Below are 20,877 nucleotides of genomic sequence, written 5' to 3' on the forward strand. Positions count from 1 at the left end.
GGCCCCGGATCGTATGCGCAGGCGCGCTATGCCGCGTGCTGCCGTTCACGCCACGCATCTGCCTCGGCCAGCAGCGCCGCGATCGCCTCATGGAAGCGGCGCGTGGGAGCCCCGGGCGAAGTGTCGCCGAAGTAGTGCGCTGACCAGGTGCCCAGCCGCTCACGCGCGGCCGCGTCTCCGATCACCCTGTCGAGCACCGTCGCAATGTCGCCGGTTTCGCCCGCATCGAGCCACTCGCAGACGCTCAGGTAGCCGCCCTCGTCGATCTCGGCCTCTGGCGCGACCGGGCGCGTCACCATGAGCGGCTTGCCCGTTGCGAGCCTGTCGTAGACCATCGCGGAGATGTCGCAGATCGCCACATCGGGCAGGCTGAGCTGCCAGCCCAGGGCCGGTGCGGTGTCGTAGACGTGCTGGGCTTGGGGATCCTGCTGGTTCGCCTCGCGCAGCATTTCGATAATGCGCTGGTTCGCGGCACCGAACGCGGCGTCGACGACACCGCTGCGGGGATGGGGACGGTACACGACGCGGTGTCGACCGGTTGCGATCAGCTGACGCACGAGGGTTTCGCCGTGGGTTGCAACGGATCCGTAGCACGCGGCGGGGCGGTCACCCTCCCAGGTGGGGGCGTAGAGCACGACGGTGCGACCATCAGGCGAGAAGGGCGGATCGCCTCCCAGATGGTCGGCTTGCGGCCGCCCGATGGGAATGGTGCGGCGCTCGACGTCATAATCCCAGAGCGCCTTCGACAGTCTGGCCCTGGCAGCGTCACCCGCGACAAGCGCACGATCGTACGCCTTGTGCTGGTTGCTGGTCATGTACATCTTGTCGCTCTCACCGTGGTTGATGAACACGTGCCAGCGTCGGCCGTAGCGCATCATCTGGAAATTGCGGGTGTTCTGATTCACATACAGGATCACGTCGAGCGGCTGCTCCTCGATGAGGGCTTCGATGTCGGTGACTTTCTGCACGAATGCGACATCGAGGCCGCTCTCCTGCATGAGCTGCCGCGCACCGGCCGCGTTGCGGGCGAGTACCAGCACTGGCCACTGCTTCGACAACTCATGCAGTGGCGCATACCACTGCCGCATCTGATAGATGTTGACGTCGCTGTCGGCGAAGTAGACACCGATACGGAAACGCTGCTCAGGCAGGGGGCCTCGCTGCTCGATCAGCTCTTTGAGGTCGAAGTAGGCCCGTCGTCCCTTCATCACGCGCTTCGCCAGTCGCACCGCACGTTTCGCATCGTTCGCCAATTGCATCCCCCCAGAATATCGGCGGTCCCCGTGAAGCCCCTGCTCGTGAGCCTGTGGGAGGATCGTGGAGTGCATCTTCCTCCCCTTCCCGAACAGCCGGCCGTCAGCTACGTCATGCCGGTGCTGAACGAGGAGCACTACCTCGAAACGGCAGTGCGCACGATCCTCGACCAGGATTACGCGGGAGAAAAGGAGATCGTGCTCGCGCTCGGCCCGTCACGCGACCGCACTGCGGCGATCGCAGCTGCCCTCGCAGCTTCTGATTCGCGTGTGCGCCTGGTAGAAAACCCGCAGACGCACATTCCCGCGGGCCTCAACCTTGCAATCGCGGCGAGTCGCCACCCCGTCGTGGTGCGCGTCGACGCCCACTCCGAACTCACCCCCGACTACACGCGACGCGGCATCGAAGCGCTACGCCGTGAAGGTGCCGTCAACGTCGGCGGGGTAATGCGCGCAGCCGGGCGTGGCGCCGTGCAGCAGGCGATCGCCCGTGGCTACAACAGCCCCTTCGGTCTCGGCGGCGGCGCTTATCACGGCGACGGGGTCGCAGGGCCTGCCGAGTCGGCGTATCTCGGCATTTTCAGACGAGAGGCCCTCGACGCGGTCGGCGGCTACGATCCGTCGATTCTGCGCGGTGAGGACTGGGAGCTGAACCTGCGCATCCGTCGCGCGGGCGGGCTGGTCTGGTTCGAGCCGGAGCTCGGGGTTACTTACTGGCCGCGCGCCTCGCTTCGCGACCTTGCCAGGCAGTTCTTCGCAACGGGCACCTGGCGGGCAGTGCTCGTGCGGCGGTACGGCCGCGCGAACCCGTGGCGGTTCTTCGCGCCCGGGGCGCTGGTGCTCGGGGTCGCGGCGAGTGTTCTCGCGTTCGTGCTGCTTGTCTGCGGTGTGCTCCCCTGGGGGTCGGCGTGGACGCTGCTGCTCGCCCCCGCGGCACTGTATCTGCTGGGGATCGCATACGCGACGGTGCGGATCCCGGATCAGCCCAACTTGCGCGACAGGCTCCTCACCGCAGCCACCCTCATGACCATGCATCTCAGCTGGGGGTCAGGCTTTCTGCGCGGGATCATCTTCGGCGGGGGCCGAGTAGTGGACCGCTCACGGGTGTAGCCGGGGCGCGCCCCGGGATCCGCCCCTCGCCGAGCCGGTGCGGGATCTTCAGCCGAGCGCACCACGCTCCGCAAGCGCGGTAACCACGCGCGCTGAGGCTCCGCCGTCGTCGTGCGGGTTGAAGCGCGCGCGCCAGGCAGCGGCAGCGGGCTCCGCCGAACGCACCCACGCGGCGTCCGAAGCGAACTCGGCGAGTTGCTGGGCGCACGCGACGACCTCTGCGCGCCGCGACAGCAGCGGCCCAGGTGCAGCCCGCTCGAAGTCGAAGGTGAAGCCGCGCTCGCTGTCGCGGTAGGCGGCGAGATCGGGCACGAAAAAGAGCATTGGAAGCTGCGCGATCGAGGCGTCGAACATGATCGACGAGTAATCGGTGACGAGCAGATCGGCGGCAAGAATCACATCGTTCACATCAGGGTGCTGCGAGGCATCGATTACTCGCGCCGAAGCGCCGCCGTAGCGTCCGAAGGCGTGGGTGCGGGTGTGGCCTCGCGCCACGATGGTCCAGTCGTCGCCGAGTTCTTCAGCGAGGGCGCGCACGTCGAGCTCGTCGACGAGGGTGAGGCCGCCGTCGCGCCAGGTCGGGGCGTAGGCGAGCACGCGGGCATTCGGGGCGATGCCGAGCGCGGCCCGGGCGCTGCGGACCGCGATGGGGTTGCGTTCGCTGCCGAGCATAGCCTTCGCGAGACGATCGTCTCGCGGGTAGCCGGTCTCGAGAATCTCACCGCGGAAGGCATAGCTTGCCCGGAACTGCTCGGTCGAGTGGGGGTTCTGCGAGAGCATCAGGCTCCAGCGACTGCTTTCGCGGCGGATCGCGAGGCGTGTGCGCAAACTCACTCGGGGCCGCCCGAGCGCGAGGTGCTTGAGCATGGTGCCGTGCCAGGTCTGCAGCACGGTCTGCCCGCGGCGTCTGCGGAAGCGGTTGCCGCCGAGACCGCCGTGCAGCCAGTCGTTCACCACGAGCAGTCGGGCTGTACGACGCGCGGCGAGCCACTCACGGCCGCCGACGAGCAGCGCCACACCGCCCTCCGGCACCTGCTGACGTTCGCTGGTGACGCTCCAGTAGCGGGTGAGCGCTGGGAACCGTGCGGCGATCTCACGATCGAGCGCGAGCGGGTTGCAGCTCACCTGACGCCCGTAGAAGCTCTCGAAGAACACCGACTCCCCGTTGACGAGCTCACGCAGTGGCGTGCGCAGCGCGGTGATCTCGGCGAGCACTCGCTGCGCAGCTCCCCCTTCCGGGTGGGCGTGAAAGCGGGCGGCGAGGGCGCGCGCCTCGGACTGGGCGGCGCGGTGCGCCAGCGGGTTGCCGCGCAGTTCGCTCAGGCGCCGCGTCACATCGGCCCAGCTGCGTTCGACACGGCCCGCGCTTGTCACCTCGAGCGGCTCGTAGAGACCGCGACTGGCGGTGTAACGCTCAAGATCGGGGGCGAACCACACGATCGGCCGCCCCATCAGCGAGAAGTCGATGGCGAGCGAGGAATAGTCGGTGACGACGATGTCGACTCCGCCGAGCAGGGGGGTGATGTCGCGCACCCTGTCGGCACCGAGCAGGTGCACGCGCTCCCCCGTGAGCGGTTCATAGGCACCGCTGCCGAGGGGGTGAGAGCGGATGACGAGGTGCGCGCCGATGTCAGCGAGAGTGCGCCTGATCATCGCGATCTCGGCTGCCTCCGGCACGGCGGGGTCTGGCTCGCCGTCTCGCCAGGTGGGCGCGTACAGCACGATCGTTTCGTTGTCGCCGACAGCGGATCCGGCATCGCCGAGCGCTGTGACGAGCCGGGCGCGGGCGTCGGCCGCGGCCTTCGGGTCGCGCGCTTGCCGCGCGAGTTCGTCGTCTCGCGGGTCGCCGAGCACACGAACCTTGCCGGGGTCGACGCGGAAGGCCGAACGGAGGCGCTCGGCGGCAAGCACTGAGCCGGCGACGAAGAGGTCAACCTCACGCGCGCCTGCCAAGTACATGCGGCGCAGCAGCGCTCGCACGATTGCGGGGCCGCGCACGGCCGTGGTGACGGGAGAATCGAGGTGGAGACGTTTGAGGGGGGCGCCGTGCCACAGCTGCACAACGGTGGCTCCGGTGACGCCGAAGCGATTGGCGTCGCCGAGGCCGTGGGTCACGACGATGGTGCCGGCCCGTAAGGTGTGCCAGTACCCGGCCCAGCCGATCCGCGGCACGGCCAGGAACCCTTCGGCCCTCGCGAGATCTGCTTCGGCTTCGTCGGCGACGAGCCACACGATGCGTGCTGCTGGGTCGCTGTCGCGCAGGGCTCTGGCGAGGGGCAGTGCCCCTTCGCCGACGCCGATGCCGCTGCCGAACACCCATCGCTGCCGGCCACGTGGAACAACCCACGAGACCAGCAGCGACAGCAGATATTTGGGAAGCGCGAGCAGCTTTGCGAGGTTGCCGCTCGCGAAGCTGAATCCGGCAGTACTCATCTGACTCAGCTTAGCGTTGACGAGCAGCCGTGCGGGTCGATGCCTTGAACGGACATCGACCCGCACCGATTACCACTCGAGCGTGCCGAGCGTGGCTTCCGTCTGCTTCGCTTCGCCACCGCGCGTGTAATCGATCGAGACCTTGCTGCCACCGGGGTGCATGCGCACCAGGGCCGAGACCGAGGTGCCGTCAACTGCCGGCACTCCGTCGACGGCGGTGATGACGTCACCGGCGCGCAGCCCCGCGGCGTCTGCGGGCCCGCCGCGCACAACATCCACGAGCAGACCGCCGGCGTGGTTCGCATCCTCATCGGTGTCCTGCGAGGAGTCGGCCACGGAAGCACCCAGCAGACCGTGCGAGGGCTGCTCCCCTGCGATGATCTCGTCGGCGACGCGAGTGGCGAGATTGACGGGGATCGCAAAACCGAGACCGTCGCTGCCGGCCACGCCCTGCGAACTTGTCGGCGATGCGATCGCCACATTGATGCCGATCAGTTCGCCCTTGCCGTTGAGCAGCGCACCGCCCGAATTGCCGGGGTTGATGGAAGCGTCGGTCTGGATCACGGGGAGCGTCACAGTGCCGCCAGAAGACTGCTGCTGTTGCTGCTCCTGCTGCGGCTGCCCGGGGAGCCCGAATCGGAAATCCCAGGGGCTGCCGCTGTTGCCCTCGCCCTCCTGCGGCGTCTGATCCTGCGGCACGAGTGCGCTGCCGACCGAAATGCCGCGGTTGACCGCGCTGACGACGCCGCTCGTCACGGTGTTCGCCAGGTTCAGAGGAGCACCGATCGCGACGGTGAGATCTCCGACGTTGAGCTTGTCAGAGTTCGCCACCTTGATGGCCGGCAGTCCCTCGGCGTCGACCTTCACCACGGCGAGGTCGGAGTACGGCGCGGTGCCGACAACCTTGCCATCGAGAATGCGACCGTCACTCAACTTGACGCGCACCTGGGGGTCGAATGTGGCCCCGTCGAGCGTGACCACGTGGGCGTTCGTAATGATGTAGCCGTCTTCGCGGTAGATCACACCGGAGCCGGAACCCGAGGCGTTCTCACCCGAGACCTGCAGGGTGACCACGCTGGGAGTTGCGACAGCTGCCACCCCGGAGATCTGGGTCGCATTTTCGGCGTTGTTGAGCGTGAGCGTTCCGGTGCCCCCGCTTTCGGCGACGGTCTGCGGGGCCACATTGGAGGCGACGATCGCTGCGACTCCGCCGCCCACGACACCGCCGAGCAGTGCGCCGATGGCGAGCCCCGCGAGCAGCGCACCGCTGCGGTTCTTGGGCTGCCCCGGGGCAGTTGCCACCGCCGGCTGACCTTGGTGGCTGCCGGACTGTCCGAAGCTCGCGCCCGCCGTCGCGCCCTGAGTGGTGTGCGGGGTCTGCCCCGCTGCACCGAGACCGTCCCGCTGCTGGCCAGGAATCTCGGTCGTAGCAGCCTGCTGGGCATAGGGCTGGGCATGGTGCTGAACCGAGGGCTGGTGCAGCTGCTGCGCAGCCGGCGCATGGGGTGCTGCGGCGGTCTGTGGCGCTGCAGGGGCCTGAGGCGCAGGCACCTGAGCTGCCGGGGCCTGCGGTGCCGCCGTGCCATGCCATGCGCCCTGCTGCTCTGCGGGACTCTCAGGCAGCGGAGTGGTGGGCTGCGTCTGGTGGGGTGCGGGCTGCTGCGGTGCGGCTGCACCGGCTCCCGGGGCTTCCGGCGCGGGCTGCTGCGGCGCGGCACCCTCACCGGCCCCTGCGGGGGTGCCAGGAGTGCCGGGGGTGTGCTGGGCGCCCGGGTGATCGTGCTCGGGGGTGGTGGTCATGGGTGCTCCTTTCTCGTATATCCCACCTTGGCGCGTGAACTTATGAATTGCATTTATGCACGCTGCGTGTCAGCTGCGGATCGCGCGCCGCCCCGGAGCACTCTGCCACCGGATTTTGCGTTTTCGCAGGTTCAGGCCACGGAGCGCCAACCCTGCGACACCTCGGCACGGCCGCGCTTGCGCGTGTGCATGCTGCTGCCGAGTAGGCCGTTTCTTCGCCTGTGCGCACGCACGGTCGCCGCGCCAGCTGTCGCCGCACCTCCCACAAGCAGCACGCCCCCGACGGCTGCGATCATCAGCAGGCTGCGATCGCCACCTGTCACCGCGAGGCGCACCTGCGCCGGAACATCCGGCGCTTGCGGAGCCGGAGGTGGCGCGACGTTTTCTGTGGCCGGCGGAGGATCCGCCACTGTGGTCACTTCATCGCACTGGTCATCATCGGCGTCGAGCGTGTCGTTTGCAACGCAAACGGCATCCACCGCGCGTGCCGCGAGGCCCCCGGCCTCGACAGTGGCGCGATTGACATGCCGAAGCGGCTCGCCCGCCTCAGGCACCGGCAGCACCGCTGAGTATTCCATCGCGGCGGCGGCTCCTCCGTTCAAGGAGAAACCATCCCACACGCCGGTCCGGGGATCGAATGTCCCAGCCGGAGCATCGGCCGGTGTGGCGTGAGGCCCTGACTCCGGCACACCACCTGCGAGCAGTGTCGGCGGGGTCACCAGCGTCACTTCTCGTGCGCCCTCAGGAAAGGTGTCGCGCACTACTGCTGCGTCTGCCCATGCATCGACACCTCCGGTGTTGCGCACCTTGATGCGATAGCTCACCGTCATTGCGGTGCCGTCTTCGGCGAGCACGGGCTCTCCCAGTTGAGCCTTGTCGATCTGCAGCTTCGCAGTCTGACGCGGCGGTGCCCCGCCCTCGACCTTCGAACACTCCGTTCCCTGTTCCAACAGGACGGGGCCGGTCACGCACTCGCCCATTCCTTCCAAACCAAAGGAGTTGACGGAGGTGACGATCCGTGGCCCGCCCGCCTGCAACCAGGCTGCGGCATTGAAGGGCACCGATGCGGTGATACTCTCCCCCGGTTGCAGCATGGGATAGGTCCAAGTGTTCCCCGTAACCGTTCCGCGGGAGGGGTCGACGATGGCCACTCCGGGGTTAGCCGTGTCGCCGTTGACTACGAAGCGGTCCACTGCAGTTCCTGGACGCACCACATAGCCGTCGTCACCCTCGGAGGGGTTGCTGATCCGCAGCAGATATCCTCGGTCGCCATCGAGAGTTTTCTCGAACATGGGCGGTCCTACCGGCCGCGCTTTCCCTCCAACCGACCCGTAACCCGCCTCCGGCGACACCAGGGCCGCCGCTCCACCGTCCACCCTGAAGCTGCCGGTGATCTGGCGATGGTGCGGGTCGAGATGCTGTCCTACGAGAGCAGAACTCCCGGACACATGCACAACGAAGCGTCGATGGTCACCCAGCCGCGGGGCCACGAAACTGAGGCCCACATCGCCGTTCGGCAGTTCGGTAATGTTCAGGCCGTTCTGCACGTCGAATTGCTGCTCCGTTCCGATGATCGGACGCAACCGGGTGTCATTCACCGCGTAGCTCGCCGCCTTCAGCGCTCGTGGATTCAGCCGATACTCATGGGGGTTCGACAGCACCACCTCGATGCGACGACCCTGTGCCCCCGCCGGGCCGGCGTCAGCATGGTGCGAGAGCTGCCAATTCATCCCTGCTCCAGGCACCGACGCGTAGGAACTGGTCACTCCCATCGGAATAGCGGTCTCGAGCACGACCCCCAGGTCGGCGTTCAACACGGGCATGCAGCTCGATACACGGCCGGTGAGCTGCGTGCCGAGGGCGGGCAAATCGCCGAGCCCATAGAACTCGTAGAACGATGAGAACGAGATACGTCGATCGACCAGGCTGTCGATCGACGGCAGGAACTCATATTCCACCCAGGTCGAGGCCCGTTTGTTGGCACCGTAGGGAGATTCGCTGCCGACGGCCCGCGCCACCTGCACACCGTTAATCTCGAGCGTGTCGGGCCACGACGCAAAGGCGTTTTCGAAGGTGATCCGCGCTCGGCTCCCGGCCGTAACCGACGGCGCGAGATCCAATTCGAGGGTGTAGTTGCCACTCCCGGCGAACCAGCGAAATTGCCGCAGTTGGTAGTCGTAGAGCACAGACCCCGAGGTGCCCGTCACGGTGTTGCGTGTGATCGCGGCCTTCGCGATCGGGCACTCGACGGCACCCGGTTCGCTGCCTCTGGCGAGGGGATTCAAGGCTGCAGAAAACGACAGCGGCACGAAGGAATGCTGCGCGGTGGCGGCCCGCGCCTCGGCGGGCGGTGCCGCGTGCGCTGCAGCGGCTGTGGTGCAGGCGGCGCCGGCGAGAACGGCGGCGGTGACCCCGAGCCCTGCAGCTCGGAGCAGGGCTCGCGGCACGGGCTGCACGCCAAAATCTGCGCCACAAGCGCCGCGGTTCTTCCTCGGGTGGCGCTGGCTTCGGTTTTGCGGCGGATCGAGATGTTGCATGGGGTTTCCCTTCTCAGGATCGATGGATGTTGAGGTGTGCCCCGCCGCACCGGCGCGCATCTCCCCCTGATGCTCTCCCCAGCAACAGCAGCGCTGCAGACCTTGTCCACAGGCACCAGCCGAGCCTGATTTGCATCGACCAGATTCCCCATGTATAGTTAATTCTTGTGCCGCGGGGTGGAGCAGTTCGGTAGCTCGCCGGGCTCATAACCCGGAGGTCGTAGGTTCAAATCCTGCCCCCGCAACGATGAGATTGGCCCTTGATCAGGTGTTTACCACCAGATCAGGGGCCTTTCGCTTGCCTGGAAGCTGCCCGGCGGCCATCACCACAGGCCCATCAGGAAACACCTGTAGCGCAACGGTAGGCTACACCCATGACTACCGCCGTACAGCTCATCCGCGCTCCTCACCTCTCCAACGTCGCCGAATACGCCTACGCAGCCACGGCACCCGCCGAGGCCCGATTGATCTTCCTCGCGGGCAGCTGCCCACTCAACCACGATGGCACCACCGCAGCCATTGGGAGCTTCTCCGGACAGGCCGCAGCCTGCATCGAGACCATGCAGGGTGCGCTCGCCGCAGCAGGGGCCACTCTCACCGACGTGATCAGCACACGAGTGCTCGTCGCCTCGTCAAAACAGCACGATCTCGTGGAGGCCTGGGAAGTGGTCCGTGAAGCCTTTGGCGAGCACGACGTTCCCAGCACCCTCATTGGTGTTGCAGCGCTCGGATACGACCATCAACTCGTCGAGATCGAGGCAGTCGCCGCCGTCATCGACTGAGCATTCTGGGCGTTCCAACACCCAAACCACCTCGCTGCGCACTCACCACTATGCTTTCTCAACCAAGCCTTCTGCGTCTCATGTGAGCGAAGTGCGGGCGCGCGACAACGGCCGGGGCGGGGATCACTCCCCGCCCCGGCCGCGCTTCGATGCGCAGGGGCGTTACTCCGCAGCGAGAGCCGCTTCCAGCGCCGCACGCAGTCGCGCATCGGCCTCACCGAAGGCCGTCCAGTCGCCCGCCTGCATCGCCTGGTCGCGGTCGCGGATGGCCTGCTTCATATCGCCCAGCGCAGCGTCGAGCGCAGCGTTGCTGCCACCGGTCGGCCCACTACCGGTATCGCCGCCCGAGGTGCCAGCGTCGGGCGCAGCGGTTCCACCGTCGGCAGGCTTCTCGGTTGTGGGTGCTGTGTCGCCGTCACCCGCGCTCGCTCCCGAGTTGCCACCGAAGAGGGCGTCGAGGGCCGCGTCGAGGGTGTCTTCGAACGCGATCTGGTCGCCGAAGGAGACGAGCACCTTCTGCAGAATCGGGAAGCTGGTTCCCGAGGAGGCCTTCACGTAGACGGGCTGCACGTACAGCAGGCCGCCACCGACAGGCAGGGTCAGCAGATTGCCGCTGATGACCTGGCTCTCACCCTGGCGGAGGATGTTGAGCAGGCGTGACACCTCGGAGTCGGTGGTGAAGCTGTTCTGCACCTGGCCCGGACCCGGAATCGGGTCGCCCTTCGGCAGCGTCAGCAGCTTCAGCGTGCCGTAGTCGTCCGAGACCTTGCCGGCTTCGGAGCCCGCGTTGGAGTTCGCGGCAAGGTATCCCGTGAGGATATCGCGCGAGCCCTCGCCCTTCTGATCCGGGATGTAGGTCGAATAGATCGAGTAGTTCGGCTCGGCATCAGCGCCCGCGGCGAGCGTGAGGTAGTAGGGCGGTTGCGCGAGTGCCTGCGCGCCTGCCCCGGCGCTCGATACGGGATCGTTCGGTGTGCGCCACCGATCCTCGGCCGAGTAGAAGGCGTCGGCGTCGGTGACGTGGTATTCGCCGAGCATCGCGCGCTGCACCTTGAAGAGGTCGCTCGGGTAACGAACGTGAGCGAGCAGGTCTCCGCTCATCTCGGAGACGCTCTCCAGCGTGCCCGGGAAGATGCTGCCCCACGCCTTGAGCAGCGGATCTTCGCTGTCCCAGGCGTACAGCTTCACCGATCCGTCGTAGGCGTCAACAGTCGCCTTCACGGAGTTGCGGATGTAGTTGACGGGCTTGGGCAGCGGATCGGTGCGCTCGCTGTCGGCATCAACCGTCAGCGCGTTCATATCGGTGACCTGCGAGTAGGGGTAGTCGTCTGAGGTGGTGTAGCCGTCGACGATCCAGACGATACGCCCGTCGACAACCGAGGCGTACGGGGCTTTGTCCATCGTGAGGTAGGGCGCAACCTTCTGCACACGCTCGACGGGGTTGCGGTCGTAGAGAATCTGCGATCCGTCGACAACAGCACCCGACAGCAGCACCTCCATGTCCTGGAACTTCAGGGCGTAGATGAGCTTCGTGAAGAGGTTGCTGAGCTCGGGGCCGCCGTTGCCCGAGAAGGTGGTCATGTTCTGACGGCCGTTGCTGCCGTCTTCTTTGACAGTCTCAGACTTCGTCGACTGGTCTTCGGCAGGAGCCGCTTCACCTGAGGCATCGGCCGAGGCTTCTGCCTCGCTCTCGGCGTCAGCCGGGTAGTCGAGCTCGATGGCACGCTTCCGCTCACCGCCCACGATGGAGTACTCGGGCGAGTTGATGCCGAAGTAGACGCGCGGTTCGAAGGTGCCGAGCTTGCCGCTGGTGGGGATCCCGTTCTCGAGGAACACGGGCTCACCGCCCGGTGAGCGCTGGTTGCCGTATGCGGCGACCAGGCCGTAGCCGTGCGTGTAGACGAGGGTGCGGTTGTACCAGCCCTCCTGATCGCTGATGTCGATGTCGCGAACCGCCGAGACGGTGTCTTCGACCTGCCCGTCGATCTCGTAGCGGTCGACGTTGAGCGAGCGCGGGAACTTGTAGTACTGACGAATCTGCTCGAGCTGCGCGAAGGTGGGCGACACGATCTCGGGATCAATGATGCGGATGTTCGCGGTGGTCACCGCATCGTTGCGCAGCGCGCCGGGTTCCGCGTTGGTAACAGCGTCGTAGCGTTCGACCTCGACATCGTTGATGCCGTAGGCGGCCCGGGTGGCCTCGATATTGCGCCCGATGTATTCGGCTTCGAGGCTCTTCTCATCTGGCCCCACCTGGAACTGCTGCACCGCCCAGGGGTAGCCGACGCCGAGCACGATGCTCGACACGAGGAACAGCGCGGTGCCGATCACCGGCAGACGCCATTTGCCGGTGAAGGCGGTGATGAGGAACAGCACGGCCACGATCACTGCGATACCGGCAAGAATCTGCTTGCCCGGGATCACGGCCTGCACGTCTTGGAACAGCGCGCCCGTCCAGCGGCCGGCACTGTCGTTGAGCGACGCGTACTGGTCGAGCCACAGGCTCGCAGCCTGGAGCACCAGGTAGATCGTGGCGATCACGGCGGCCTGGATACGGGTCGCCTTCGACACGCGCACGTCGCGGCCCGAGAACGAGATGCCGCCGTAGAGGTAGCTCGTGGCAACCCCGGCGATGAGCGCGATAAGGGTGACGGCAGATGCGAAGCCGACAATGGCCTGCATCATCGGCAGGTCGAAGAGGTAGAAGGAGACGTCGAATCCGAATTGCGGATCTTTCTCACCCGTGGGCTCGCTGTTGAGCCAGAGCAGTGCACGCTGCCACTGCGTCGCGGTGCTGATACCGGCGAACAGGCCGAAGGCGGAGGGCAGCGCCCACTTCACCAGGCGCCGCAGCGGTTCGAACAGTTCCTGGTAGCGATCGAGCTGTGCGGTGAGTCGCGCGTATACGGGGCGCTTGCGGTAAGCGATATCGATCGCGAAGAACAGCGGCACTGCCATGCCGAAGAACCCAATAAGGAACATCGCAGCAGCGGCGATCCACTGCGTGGTGAGCACCGGGAGGTACCCGATCTGGCGATACCACAGCACCTCGGCCGTCACAGCGGCAACCGCGAGGAAGCCGAGGATCAGCAGCACCACCAGCACAACGGTGATGGCGAGCGGGGAGATTTTGCGTGGAGTGGCGGCCGGAGCGCCTGCGTTCTGGTCGGTCACGTCGTCGGGGTTCTTCCTGTCCTGAGTGCGCGCCTCAGGCGCGCCGGGCGGGGGCTGCGCTCCACCCTATCGGGCGCCGCTGACAATGCGCCGAGGCATCAGCCAGTGAGCTCGCAACGATCGATGCCCGCGGGCTCCTTCCCATCCGCGGCTGTCTCGACGGCGGCGATCGCCTCGTCGAGCGTCGCAACGGGTGCGATCCTGAGCCCCTCCGGGCGTTTGTCTGGCAGATCACCGCAATTGGCCATCGGCATCAGGAAGAGATCGCTCTCTGCCCGATCCGCCGCCCACATCTTCTGCGTGAGACCGCCGATCGCCCCCACATTTCCGGCCCCATCGATGGTGCCCGTCGCACTCACCGTCTGCCCGCCCAGCATCTCGCCTGGTGTGAGCTTGTCGACAATCGCGAGGGCGAAGACGAGACCTGCGCTCGGGCCCCCGATGCGCGACAGGCTGATATCGACCTCGCTCGGCAGCTCGTATTGCGAAGCGATCGACGCCCCGATGAGCGGCTCTTCGCCGCCCTGGCGCAGCTGCGGCACGAGCGTGACCTGCTGCTCGCTGCCGTCGCGCTCGATACCGAGCACCAGTGTGCCGCCGGCTCCGGCAGCGATGACGTGCTTCCGCAGCGCTGTGAAGTCACCGACGGGCTCCCCGTTTGCGGTGCGCAGCACGTCGCCTTCCTGCAGCACACCAACTGCGGGGCCGCCCTCCATCACCGCTGCGACGCTCAGTTCGACAGGCACTGGCTCCCCCAACCAACGGAATGCCGCTGCCGCAGCTTGCATCTGCGACGAATCCATGTATGCGGCGTTCTGGGAAGTCCGCTGCTCAACGGTCAGCCCCTCCGGGTAGAACTCGCTCACCGGCGCGATGCGTTGCGCGGGGTCGAGCAGCGCTGGCAGCAGCGACAGCCAGCTTTTCGGGTGCTCGGGATCGCCGAGGATCGAGACGGTGAGCAGGTTCAACTCACCACCGGTCTTGAACAGCTCGGCGTCGTCGATGGTGATCACAGGGCCGGTCTCGCCGTCGTCGAGCTGCACCTCGCCGAGCACGTTCACGACGGGCCCTGGTCGCTCGATCGCGAAGGGCGACGGGATCAGCGCGGCCAGCAGCACCGCACAGGCGGCGAGTCCGATTGCGAGCATGATGCGCAGGCGGCGTCGCTCGATCCTGTCGTTGTTCACTGGTCTCCTCCGGCGGGCGGATCCGCACCGCACCTGTTCGCAGTCGGCGCAATGGGATTCGCCGAGCGACGGCCAATCTAGCAGGCGGATCTGACGGCGGTGCCGTAGCGTGGATGGCGACGCACGAGCGGAGGAACGGGCAATGAGCGAGAGCGACCACGACAACCCCGGCAACCGGGGCCCGGAAGATTTCGAGGAGCTGCAGCGCATCCTCAGGGAGATGCTCCAGGGCGGTGGCGGGGCGAGCGGCCTTGACGCTGAGCAGTTCGCGAAGGCCGCGGGAATCCCCGTCGACCCGAAGACCCTGCAGGGTCTGTTCAGTACACTGCAGGGCGCAATGCAGCACCCCAGTGACGAGATCGACTGGTCGACGGCGCGCCGCACCGCGATCGAGGTGGCGAGCACGGGTGCGCCGACAGGCGATCCTGCCCCGGCAATGCGGGCCTTCCCGGTCGCCTCGCTGTGGCTCGATGAGGCGACGGAGCTGGGGGCGACGCCGGATGCGCCGCGCACGCTCACCCGCATCGAGTGGGTGCAGCAGTCGGTTGATACGTGGATCAGCCTCGCCGAGCCCGTTGCGGAGTCGATTACGCGCGCGCTCGTCGAGGCGTTGCAGAGCCAGATGCCGGAGGAACTGAACGGCGCGCTGCAGGGCGCGAAGCCGATGCTGCGCAGCGTGGGCGGCGCACTGTTCGCAGTGCAGCTGGGCACGATTGTGGGGCAGATTTCCGGGGAGGTCGTGTCAGCAGGCGACATCGGGATCCCGCTGCTGTCCGGGCCGGGCCGTGAGGGCGGTGCCCTGCTGCCGAGCGGGGTCGCGGCGTTCGCCGAGGGGCTCGATCAGGACGCCGAAGCAGTCACCCTCTATCTCGCTGTGCGTGAGCTTGCGCACGCACGCTTGTTCCGACACACGAAGTGGCTGCGGCTGCACCTCCTCACCGCGATCACCGACTACGCGCGCGGCATCAGAATCGACACCGACCGCATTGAGGAGATGGCGCGGGAGATCGACCCGCAGCACCCGGAACAGATTCAGGAGCTGCTGTCGAACGGTGCGCTGATCCCGCCGAAGACCGAGGCTCAGGAAGCCGCGCATGCGCGGCTTGAGACGATGCTCGCCCTCATCGAGGGCTGGGTCGATGTGGTCACCGCGGATGCTGCGAAGCGGATCCCGGGTGCAGAGGCGATCGCCGAGATGGTGCGGCGGCGGCGGGCGACCGGCGGACCAGCGGAGCACGCCTTCTCAGCGCTCGCAGGTCTCGAACTGCGCCCCCGACGACTGCGGGATGCTGCAGCCGTGTGGCGACTGGTCGCTGAGCGCAGCGACGCCGCTACTCGCGACGGGTTGTGGGCCCACCCCGATCTGCTGCCCACCGCGGAGGAGCTCGATCATCCGGCACGGCTGCTCGAACGTCTCGGCCTTGCCGGAGCGGCACCCGATACCGAAGCAGACGACTTCGATGCCGCGCTGGCGCAGTTGCTTGACGGAGAGCTTCCCCCGCACGAGGGCGGCGAAGACGGGCGCGATCGCGCCGTGTGACTGCGTCGCGGGATCGGGTGATCCCGCGACGCTTGGCACTCCGCTCACAGCGGGGCGAATCCAGGGGCCTCTCGCCGATCTCGACTGATCTCTGTGGATAACCGCTAGGGCGGATCGGGTATGCCGCAAACTCGTGGCATGAACGACACGATCACCCGCATCCGCTCCGATTTTCCGCTCTGCTGGGAAGACCCAGACACGCTGCGCGTGGGCTTCGAGCGCGCCGAGGCCCGCGTGCACCAGCCGAGCGCTGGCGTGCAACGCCTCATCGGCGCGCTCATCGCCGGTATCCCGCCCCGCCGCATGACGCGAGAAGCACGCCGGCTGGGCGCTACCCCGCAGGAGACGAGGGCAGTGCTCTCGGCGCTTTCGCCGGCACTCGAATCGGTGGCGGCACCGGCGCACACGGGTCGCGGGTCGGAGGCGACGCGGCACGCCCTGCGCACCCTGCTCTGCGATGACGGGCGCGAGGTGCCTGCGCTGCGCGATGCGCTGACAGCCACCGGTCTCTGCGCACTCGACGCGGTGCCCGACGCAGACGCCGCATACGAGCTGGTAGTGCATGTCGAGCGTTTTCTCGAACCGCTGGAACGGGCACAGCGCTGGCTCAGTCTCGCGGTGCCGCACCTGCTCATCAGGTTCACCGATCGAGCGATCCTGGTGGGCCCGCTCGTCTCAGAGCACGGAGCACCGTGCCACACCTGTTGCGCGCTGACGATGCTCGCAGCAGACCCCGCCTACCCGGTGCTCGCAGCGCAGCTCCACGGGGCGAATCCGCGCACCGAGACTGCCGCCGGGGCACATATGGCCGCAGCGTTCGCGGCGATGCTCATCGGTCGTTGGCGCGCCGATGACGCATCGGCTCACTCGACACGCGCGGTGATCCCGATGCGGCAGGGCCAGGTGAGCGCCGCGCCGCGCCTCACACGCGTCTCCGCGCATCCCGAATGCGCCTGCGGAGCACTCACGCCAGCAGACCGGCCTCAGCGATGAATCTCGACGGCTGCCGCGGCGCGCGCGCTCCCCCACCAACACCCGAGAGCCGCAGCACATCGCGCGCCCGGGTGAAGGCGACATATGCGAGCCGCCGTTCCTCATCGATCGCGGCTTCATCATCGGCGTGAGCGATCGGCAGCAGCCCCTCGCTCATTCCGACCACGTGCACCATCGACCATTCAAGACCCTTGGCCGCGTGGATGGCGCTGAGCGTGACGGCTTCGAGCGTGGGCTCGTGCTGCGTGCGCTGCCTGGCAAGCAGCTCCTCGCTGAACTCGCGAATCCCTGTGCCCGGCGGCATCTCATCGACGAGCGCAAGCAGCGCGCTGAGCGCCTCCCAGCGTTCACGCGCGGCGGCACCCTCGGGAGCTTTGCCCGTCCACCCGCCGGCTCGCAGCACATCGCTGACGATCTGGAACAGCGGTCGCGGATCGGCGACCTTCGCCTCCCCCCTGATGAGCATCACGGCCTGGCGCACGTCGGCGCGCTCGAAGAATCGCTGGGCGCCGTGCACGCGCACACTGATCCCGCGCTGCTGCAGGGCCTCCTCGAAGCGAGCGGACTGAGCATTCGTGCGATACAGAATCGCGATCTCGGAGGCCGGGGTGCCTCGCTTCATGGCGTCTGCGATCGAATCGGCTACGGCCGAAGCCTCGTCCTGCTCGCTACCGAACCACTCGAAAGTGGGCGAAGCCGCATCCGTGCGCTCACGAGTCGCGCGCAAGGTGAGCGCGCCGGGGCGATCCCGCATCAGCTTGTTCGCGAGCCGAACCACGGGCTCGGTCGAGCGGTAATTGCGTTCGAGCCTGATCTCGCGAGCGTGCGGATACTCGGTGCCGAAGCGCAGCAGATACGAACTCAACGCGCCCGCGAAGGAGTAAATCGTCTGGCTCGCATCGCCCACCACGCAGAGATCATCGCGATCCCCCAGCCACACCCGCAACAGCGCATGCTGCAGGGGCGACACGTCTTGAAACTCGTCGACGGTGAAGAAGCGATACCGCTCGCGCACCTGCAGCGCCGCTAGTGGCTCGGCTTCGAGCATGCCCGTGAGCAGCACCAGCACATCCTCGAAGTCGATCTGCCGCCGCTCTTCAAGCAACTCCCCGTACGCACGGTGCAGATCGACAAGCTGTTCGGCGGTGAGCCCAGTGGGCAGCGGCCGATTCTGCACCCGTTCGGCATAGGCGTCAATGCTCAGCATCGACGTTTTACGCCACTCGATCTCGGAGGCAGCGTCGCGGAGGGCTTCGCCCCCGATCCGCAATCCCATGCCCTCCACAGCCTGCGAGAGCGCAGCAACTTTGCCTGGCAGCACCTTCGGCGCAGTTCCCCCCACCAGCTGCGGCCAGAAATGCCCCAGCTGCGCGAGCGCCGCACCGTGGAAGGTCTGCGCTCGCACGCCATCAGCACCCAGCCCGCGTAGCCGCCCCTGCAACTCCCCCGCTGCCTTGCGGGTGAAGGTTACGGCGAGCACACGCTCGGGTGCGTATACACCGCTGCGCACGCCGTGGGCGATGCGGTGCGTGATCGCGCGCGTCTTGCCGGTGCCGGCACCCGCGAGCACCGCGACCGGGCCCCGCAAACTCTCTGCAATCTCCCGCTGCTCGGGGTCGAGCGCCGCAAGAATCGGGTCGGTGTCACTCGCCATGTGCACCCTCCGCGTGGGGAGTGACAGTCTTCGCGGCAGCACCACATTCTTGCGCAGGCGAGCCAGGCGAGCCAGGCGACAGTGCAGCCGCGGTTTCGCCCTCGGCGACCCAGCAATCGATCAGCCAGCGCGCAATCGACAGTGGCCGCGGCAGGGTGATGCCGGGCGCGGGACTGCGCAGCTCCTGCCTCGTGAACCACCGCAGCTCTGAGATCTCATCGGGATCCGGGTGCAGCTCGTGCGGATCCACCCCCGGCGCCAGCCGCGCACGGAACCCCAGCATGAGCGATCGAGGAAACGGCCACGGCTGCGAGGCCACATACTCGACCTCGCCCAGGCGCACCCCCGACTCCTCGAACACCTCGCGCACCACAGCCTGCTCAAGCGACTCCCCCGCCTCAACAAACCCGGCGAGCAACGAAAATCGACCGCTTTCCCACAGCGCATTCGACCCGAGCAACACCCGACCCTCATGCTCGATGAGCACGATCACCGCGGGGTCGGTGCGAGGAAAATGCTCACCGCCGTGAGCATCACGCCGCATCCAGCCCCCGAGCGCGGGCTCCGTGAGGCTGCCGTCACGCGCGGAGAAGCGCGCAGATTCATGCCAGCGCGCGAGGCCCGAGGCGACGGCGATCATCTCGCGCTCCGCCTCCGGCAGCCTGTCGGCCACCGAGAACGGATGGCACCAACGCTCACCGGGCAAGCCAGGCGCGTCGGCGGCACCGTCGTGCAGTACGAGCGCGAACACGGGAGCACCGTTCACACGGCCAAGAAAGAGATGACGGGCGTGCTGATCCTGATCCGCCGCCTCGAACTCACCCGCGGGAGGAATCAGCGCCAGCCGCGGCCCCGCACCCAGCTCACCGTCGCCCTCCACCACAGGAATCTCACTGCCGCGCAACCGCAGGAGGCGCGCCGCAGGATCATTCCAGGCATCGCGCAAACGCTCGGCATCGGTGCGTGTCTCGGCATCACGGTCAAGGGCACCGCCCGCAAGCGGCGGGTGATCCGCAATCATCGGGTCTCCTCTCGCGCGGTTCGCGTGCTGCAGGCCGAGGCCACCGCGGCCCCTCGAAGTTTCGCCCGGTGTGACGTACGATGCGCGTGGCGCAGCCGCTGAGCCTGCTCACGTGCATACCCTGAATACATGGCCACCATTCCCTTCACTCTAGCCGCGCTCGCGACTTCGGCTGTACCGGGCCTCGTGGTCTTCGGGGTGCGCGAGCACGAGGGCGATGAGAGCTTCGCCTCCGCCGTGATCGCGAGCGAGGATGCGGAGCTGCTGGTGCGGGTGCCGCGCACCCAGGCGGCCGAAGTGCAGCAGTCGGCAGAGCTGCTGGGGCTGGCCGCACTCACCGAGGGGCCTCGCAGCCGCCTGCCATTCGCGGTGCCGGAAACACTCGGCATGACACGCGCCGGCGACACCAGAGCAGTGGTGTCGACCATGCTCCCGGGCTCGCACTTCGAGGCCGAAGATCTCTCACATGATGCGCACCTGCTGCAGCCGATCGCCGAGGTGCTCGGCGCCGTGCACGACCTGCCGACGAGTGTGGCACAGCATGGCGGCCTGCCCATTCGTAGTGCGCAAGATCTCCGACTGCTCACCACGCGCCTCATCGACAAGGCAGAGGCAACACGACTGCTCCCCGAGACCGTACTGCGACGCTGGCGACTGACCGTGGAAACCGCGGAAATCTGGGATTTCACACCCACGGTGGTGCACGGCTCACTCGATGCTGAGCATCTGCTTGTCGAAGATGAGCGGATCACGGGCGTGCTGGGCTGGTCAGAGCTCTCCGTCGGCGACCCCGCTGGCGATCTCGCCTGGCTGCTGGCGGCAGGATCTGAGGTGCTCGACGCGGTGCTCGCGCGGTATGCGCAGCATCGCAACACCGGTTCGCTGTCGCATCTGCGGGTGCGGGCAGCGCTCTACCACGAGCTGGAGGTGGCACGTTGGCTGCTGCACGGTGTGGAGTCGCACGATCAGGCAGTGATCGACGATGCGGTCGCCATGCTCGATCGCATCGTGGGCACCTCTGGGCCCCTTGGGGCGGCGTTTTTCGCCGCCCAGCATCACACGCCGCTCGATGAGTCGGAGGTGTCGGCGCTGCTGGAGGAGACCCCGGAAGTTGTGGATCGTCTCTCCGATACCGCCGCCTACGAGGCCCTGGACGAAGACCGCATGTTCGGCGTTGACACCGATTTCATTGAACCGCTCGATGAGCGGGGCGAGCAGCGCGGGGACCGCGAGGCGGCTGAGCAGCACGGCGTGGCCGACCGCGAAGACGGCGATGACCGCTCAGAGCACGTCACCGAGTCGATCTCGGAGCAGCTGACCGAACCGATCTCGGAACAGCTGACCGAGCCCATCGACGCCGACGAGCTGCCGGAGCCCCCGAGCCGCTGAGGCC

General features: G+C 67.3%; 13 protein-coding genes and 1 tRNA gene. 6 read left to right on the forward strand and 8 right to left on the reverse strand.

From position 1 onward, the window contains the following. Positions 1 to 26 precede the first annotated feature (26 nt). Positions 27 to 1,259: a hypothetical protein gene (locus WFI54_RS02695; protein WP_336651250.1), complete on the reverse strand. Its 1,233-nt coding sequence runs from the start codon at positions 1,257 to 1,259 to the stop codon at positions 27 to 29. A gap of 63 nt (positions 1,260 to 1,322) precedes the next feature. Here WFI54_RS02695 and WFI54_RS02700 point away from each other — a divergent pair, with 63 nt between their 5' ends. Beyond that, the gene (locus WFI54_RS02700) at positions 1,323 to 2,363 is read left to right on the forward strand and encodes a glycosyltransferase family 2 protein (RefSeq protein WP_336651251.1); all 1,041 of its coding nucleotides are present in this window, start codon (positions 1,323 to 1,325) and stop codon (positions 2,361 to 2,363) included. Positions 2,364 to 2,411: 48 nt separating this feature from the next. On the opposite strand, the gene WFI54_RS02705 is transcribed toward WFI54_RS02700, so the two are convergent. The 3 genes from WFI54_RS02705 to WFI54_RS02715 all read right to left on the reverse strand — a co-directional run bounded on the left by WFI54_RS02705 (position 2,412) and on the right by WFI54_RS02715 (position 9,043). Continuing rightward, the gene (locus WFI54_RS02705) at positions 2,412 to 4,796 is read right to left on the reverse strand and encodes a CDP-glycerol glycerophosphotransferase family protein (RefSeq protein WP_336651252.1); all 2,385 of its coding nucleotides are present in this window, start codon (positions 4,794 to 4,796) and stop codon (positions 2,412 to 2,414) included. A gap of 69 nt (positions 4,797 to 4,865) precedes the next feature. Then, entirely contained in the window at positions 4,866 to 6,596 is a 1,731-nt protein-coding gene (locus tag WFI54_RS02710) for a S1C family serine protease (protein ID WP_336651253.1), read from the reverse strand. A 131-nt stretch (positions 6,597 to 6,727) separates the two neighbouring features. Then, positions 6,728 to 9,043, reverse strand: a complete 2,316-nt coding sequence (locus tag WFI54_RS02715) for a hypothetical protein (RefSeq protein ID WP_336651254.1) — start codon at positions 9,041 to 9,043, stop codon at positions 6,728 to 6,730. Between the two features lie 261 nt (positions 9,044 to 9,304). On the opposite strand from WFI54_RS02715, the gene WFI54_RS02720 reads away from it, so the two are divergent. Beyond that, positions 9,305 to 9,378 (forward strand) — tRNA-Met (locus WFI54_RS02720). Positions 9,379 to 9,507: 129 nt separating this feature from the next. Next, entirely contained in the window at positions 9,508 to 9,915 is a 408-nt protein-coding gene (locus WFI54_RS02725) for a RidA family protein (protein WP_336651255.1), read from the forward strand. 162 nt (positions 9,916 to 10,077) lie between these two features. Here the strand turns inward: WFI54_RS02725 and WFI54_RS02730 are convergent, their stop codons facing one another. Both WFI54_RS02730 and WFI54_RS02735 read right to left on the reverse strand, forming a co-directional pair. Then, on the reverse strand, positions 10,078 to 13,089 hold the full coding sequence (locus WFI54_RS02730) for a UPF0182 family membrane protein (protein WP_336651256.1): 3,012 nt from the start codon (positions 13,087 to 13,089) through the stop codon (positions 10,078 to 10,080). 98 nt (positions 13,090 to 13,187) lie between these two features. Beyond that, positions 13,188 to 14,276 carry a YlbL family protein gene (locus tag WFI54_RS02735; RefSeq protein WP_336651257.1) on the reverse strand — a complete coding sequence of 363 codons (1,089 nt, stop codon included), beginning with the start codon at positions 14,274 to 14,276 and terminating at the stop codon, positions 13,188 to 13,190. Between the two features lie 142 nt (positions 14,277 to 14,418). Here WFI54_RS02735 and WFI54_RS02740 point away from each other — a divergent pair, with 142 nt between their 5' ends. After that, positions 14,419 to 15,816, forward strand: coding sequence for a zinc-dependent metalloprotease (locus tag WFI54_RS02740; protein WP_336651258.1), 1,398 nt, complete (start codon positions 14,419 to 14,421; stop codon positions 15,814 to 15,816). Between the two features lie 138 nt (positions 15,817 to 15,954). Next, complete coding sequence (locus WFI54_RS02745) at positions 15,955 to 16,809, forward strand: hypothetical protein (protein ID WP_336651259.1); 855 nt, start codon at positions 15,955 to 15,957, stop codon at positions 16,807 to 16,809. Here the strand turns inward: WFI54_RS02745 and WFI54_RS02750 are convergent. Then, positions 16,781 to 18,463, reverse strand: coding sequence for an ATP-dependent helicase (locus tag WFI54_RS02750; protein WP_336651260.1), 1,683 nt, complete (start codon positions 18,461 to 18,463; stop codon positions 16,781 to 16,783). The genes WFI54_RS02745 and WFI54_RS02750 overlap by 29 nt on opposite strands. Continuing rightward, positions 18,453 to 19,484 (reverse strand): NAD(+) diphosphatase, encoded by a 1,032-nt coding sequence (nudC, locus tag WFI54_RS02755; RefSeq protein WP_336651261.1) that lies wholly within the window; start codon positions 19,482 to 19,484, stop codon positions 18,453 to 18,455. Before nudC ends, WFI54_RS02750 begins: the two co-directional genes overlap by 11 nt. 129 nt (positions 19,485 to 19,613) lie before the next feature. Between nudC and WFI54_RS02760 the strand changes: the two genes are divergently transcribed. Beyond that, on the forward strand, positions 19,614 to 20,873 hold the full coding sequence (locus WFI54_RS02760) for a phosphotransferase (protein ID WP_336651262.1): 1,260 nt from the start codon (positions 19,614 to 19,616) through the stop codon (positions 20,871 to 20,873). Positions 20,874 to 20,877: the final 4 nt, after the last annotated feature.

The sequence above is a fragment of the Leucobacter sp. MMO-125 genome, assembly GCF_037148395.1.
Classification (GTDB): Bacteria; Actinomycetota; Actinomycetes; order Actinomycetales; family Microbacteriaceae; genus Leucobacter.

Coding starts and splice junctions, on each gene's coding strand:
- WFI54_RS02695 (WP_336651250.1), bottom strand. CDS start 1,259: ATGCAATTGGCGAACGATGCGAAACGTGCGGTGCGACTGGCGAAGCGC.
- WFI54_RS02705 (WP_336651252.1), bottom strand. CDS start 4,796: ATGAGTACTGCCGGATTCAGCTTCGCGAGCGGCAACCTCGCAAAGCTG.
- WFI54_RS02710 (WP_336651253.1), bottom strand. CDS start 6,596: ATGACCACCACCCCCGAGCACGATCACCCGGGCGCCCAGCACACCCCC.
- WFI54_RS02725 (WP_336651255.1), top strand. CDS start 9,508: ATGACTACCGCCGTACAGCTCATCCGCGCTCCTCACCTCTCCAACGTC.
- WFI54_RS02740 (WP_336651258.1), top strand. CDS start 14,419: ATGAGCGAGAGCGACCACGACAACCCCGGCAACCGGGGCCCGGAAGAT.
- WFI54_RS02745 (WP_336651259.1), top strand. CDS start 15,955: ATGAACGACACGATCACCCGCATCCGCTCCGATTTTCCGCTCTGCTGG.
- WFI54_RS02750 (WP_336651260.1), bottom strand. CDS start 18,463: ATGGCGAGTGACACCGACCCGATTCTTGCGGCGCTCGACCCCGAGCAG.
- nudC (WP_336651261.1), bottom strand. CDS start 19,484: ATGATTGCGGATCACCCGCCGCTTGCGGGCGGTGCCCTTGACCGTGAT.
- WFI54_RS02760 (WP_336651262.1), top strand. CDS start 19,614: ATGGCCACCATTCCCTTCACTCTAGCCGCGCTCGCGACTTCGGCTGTA.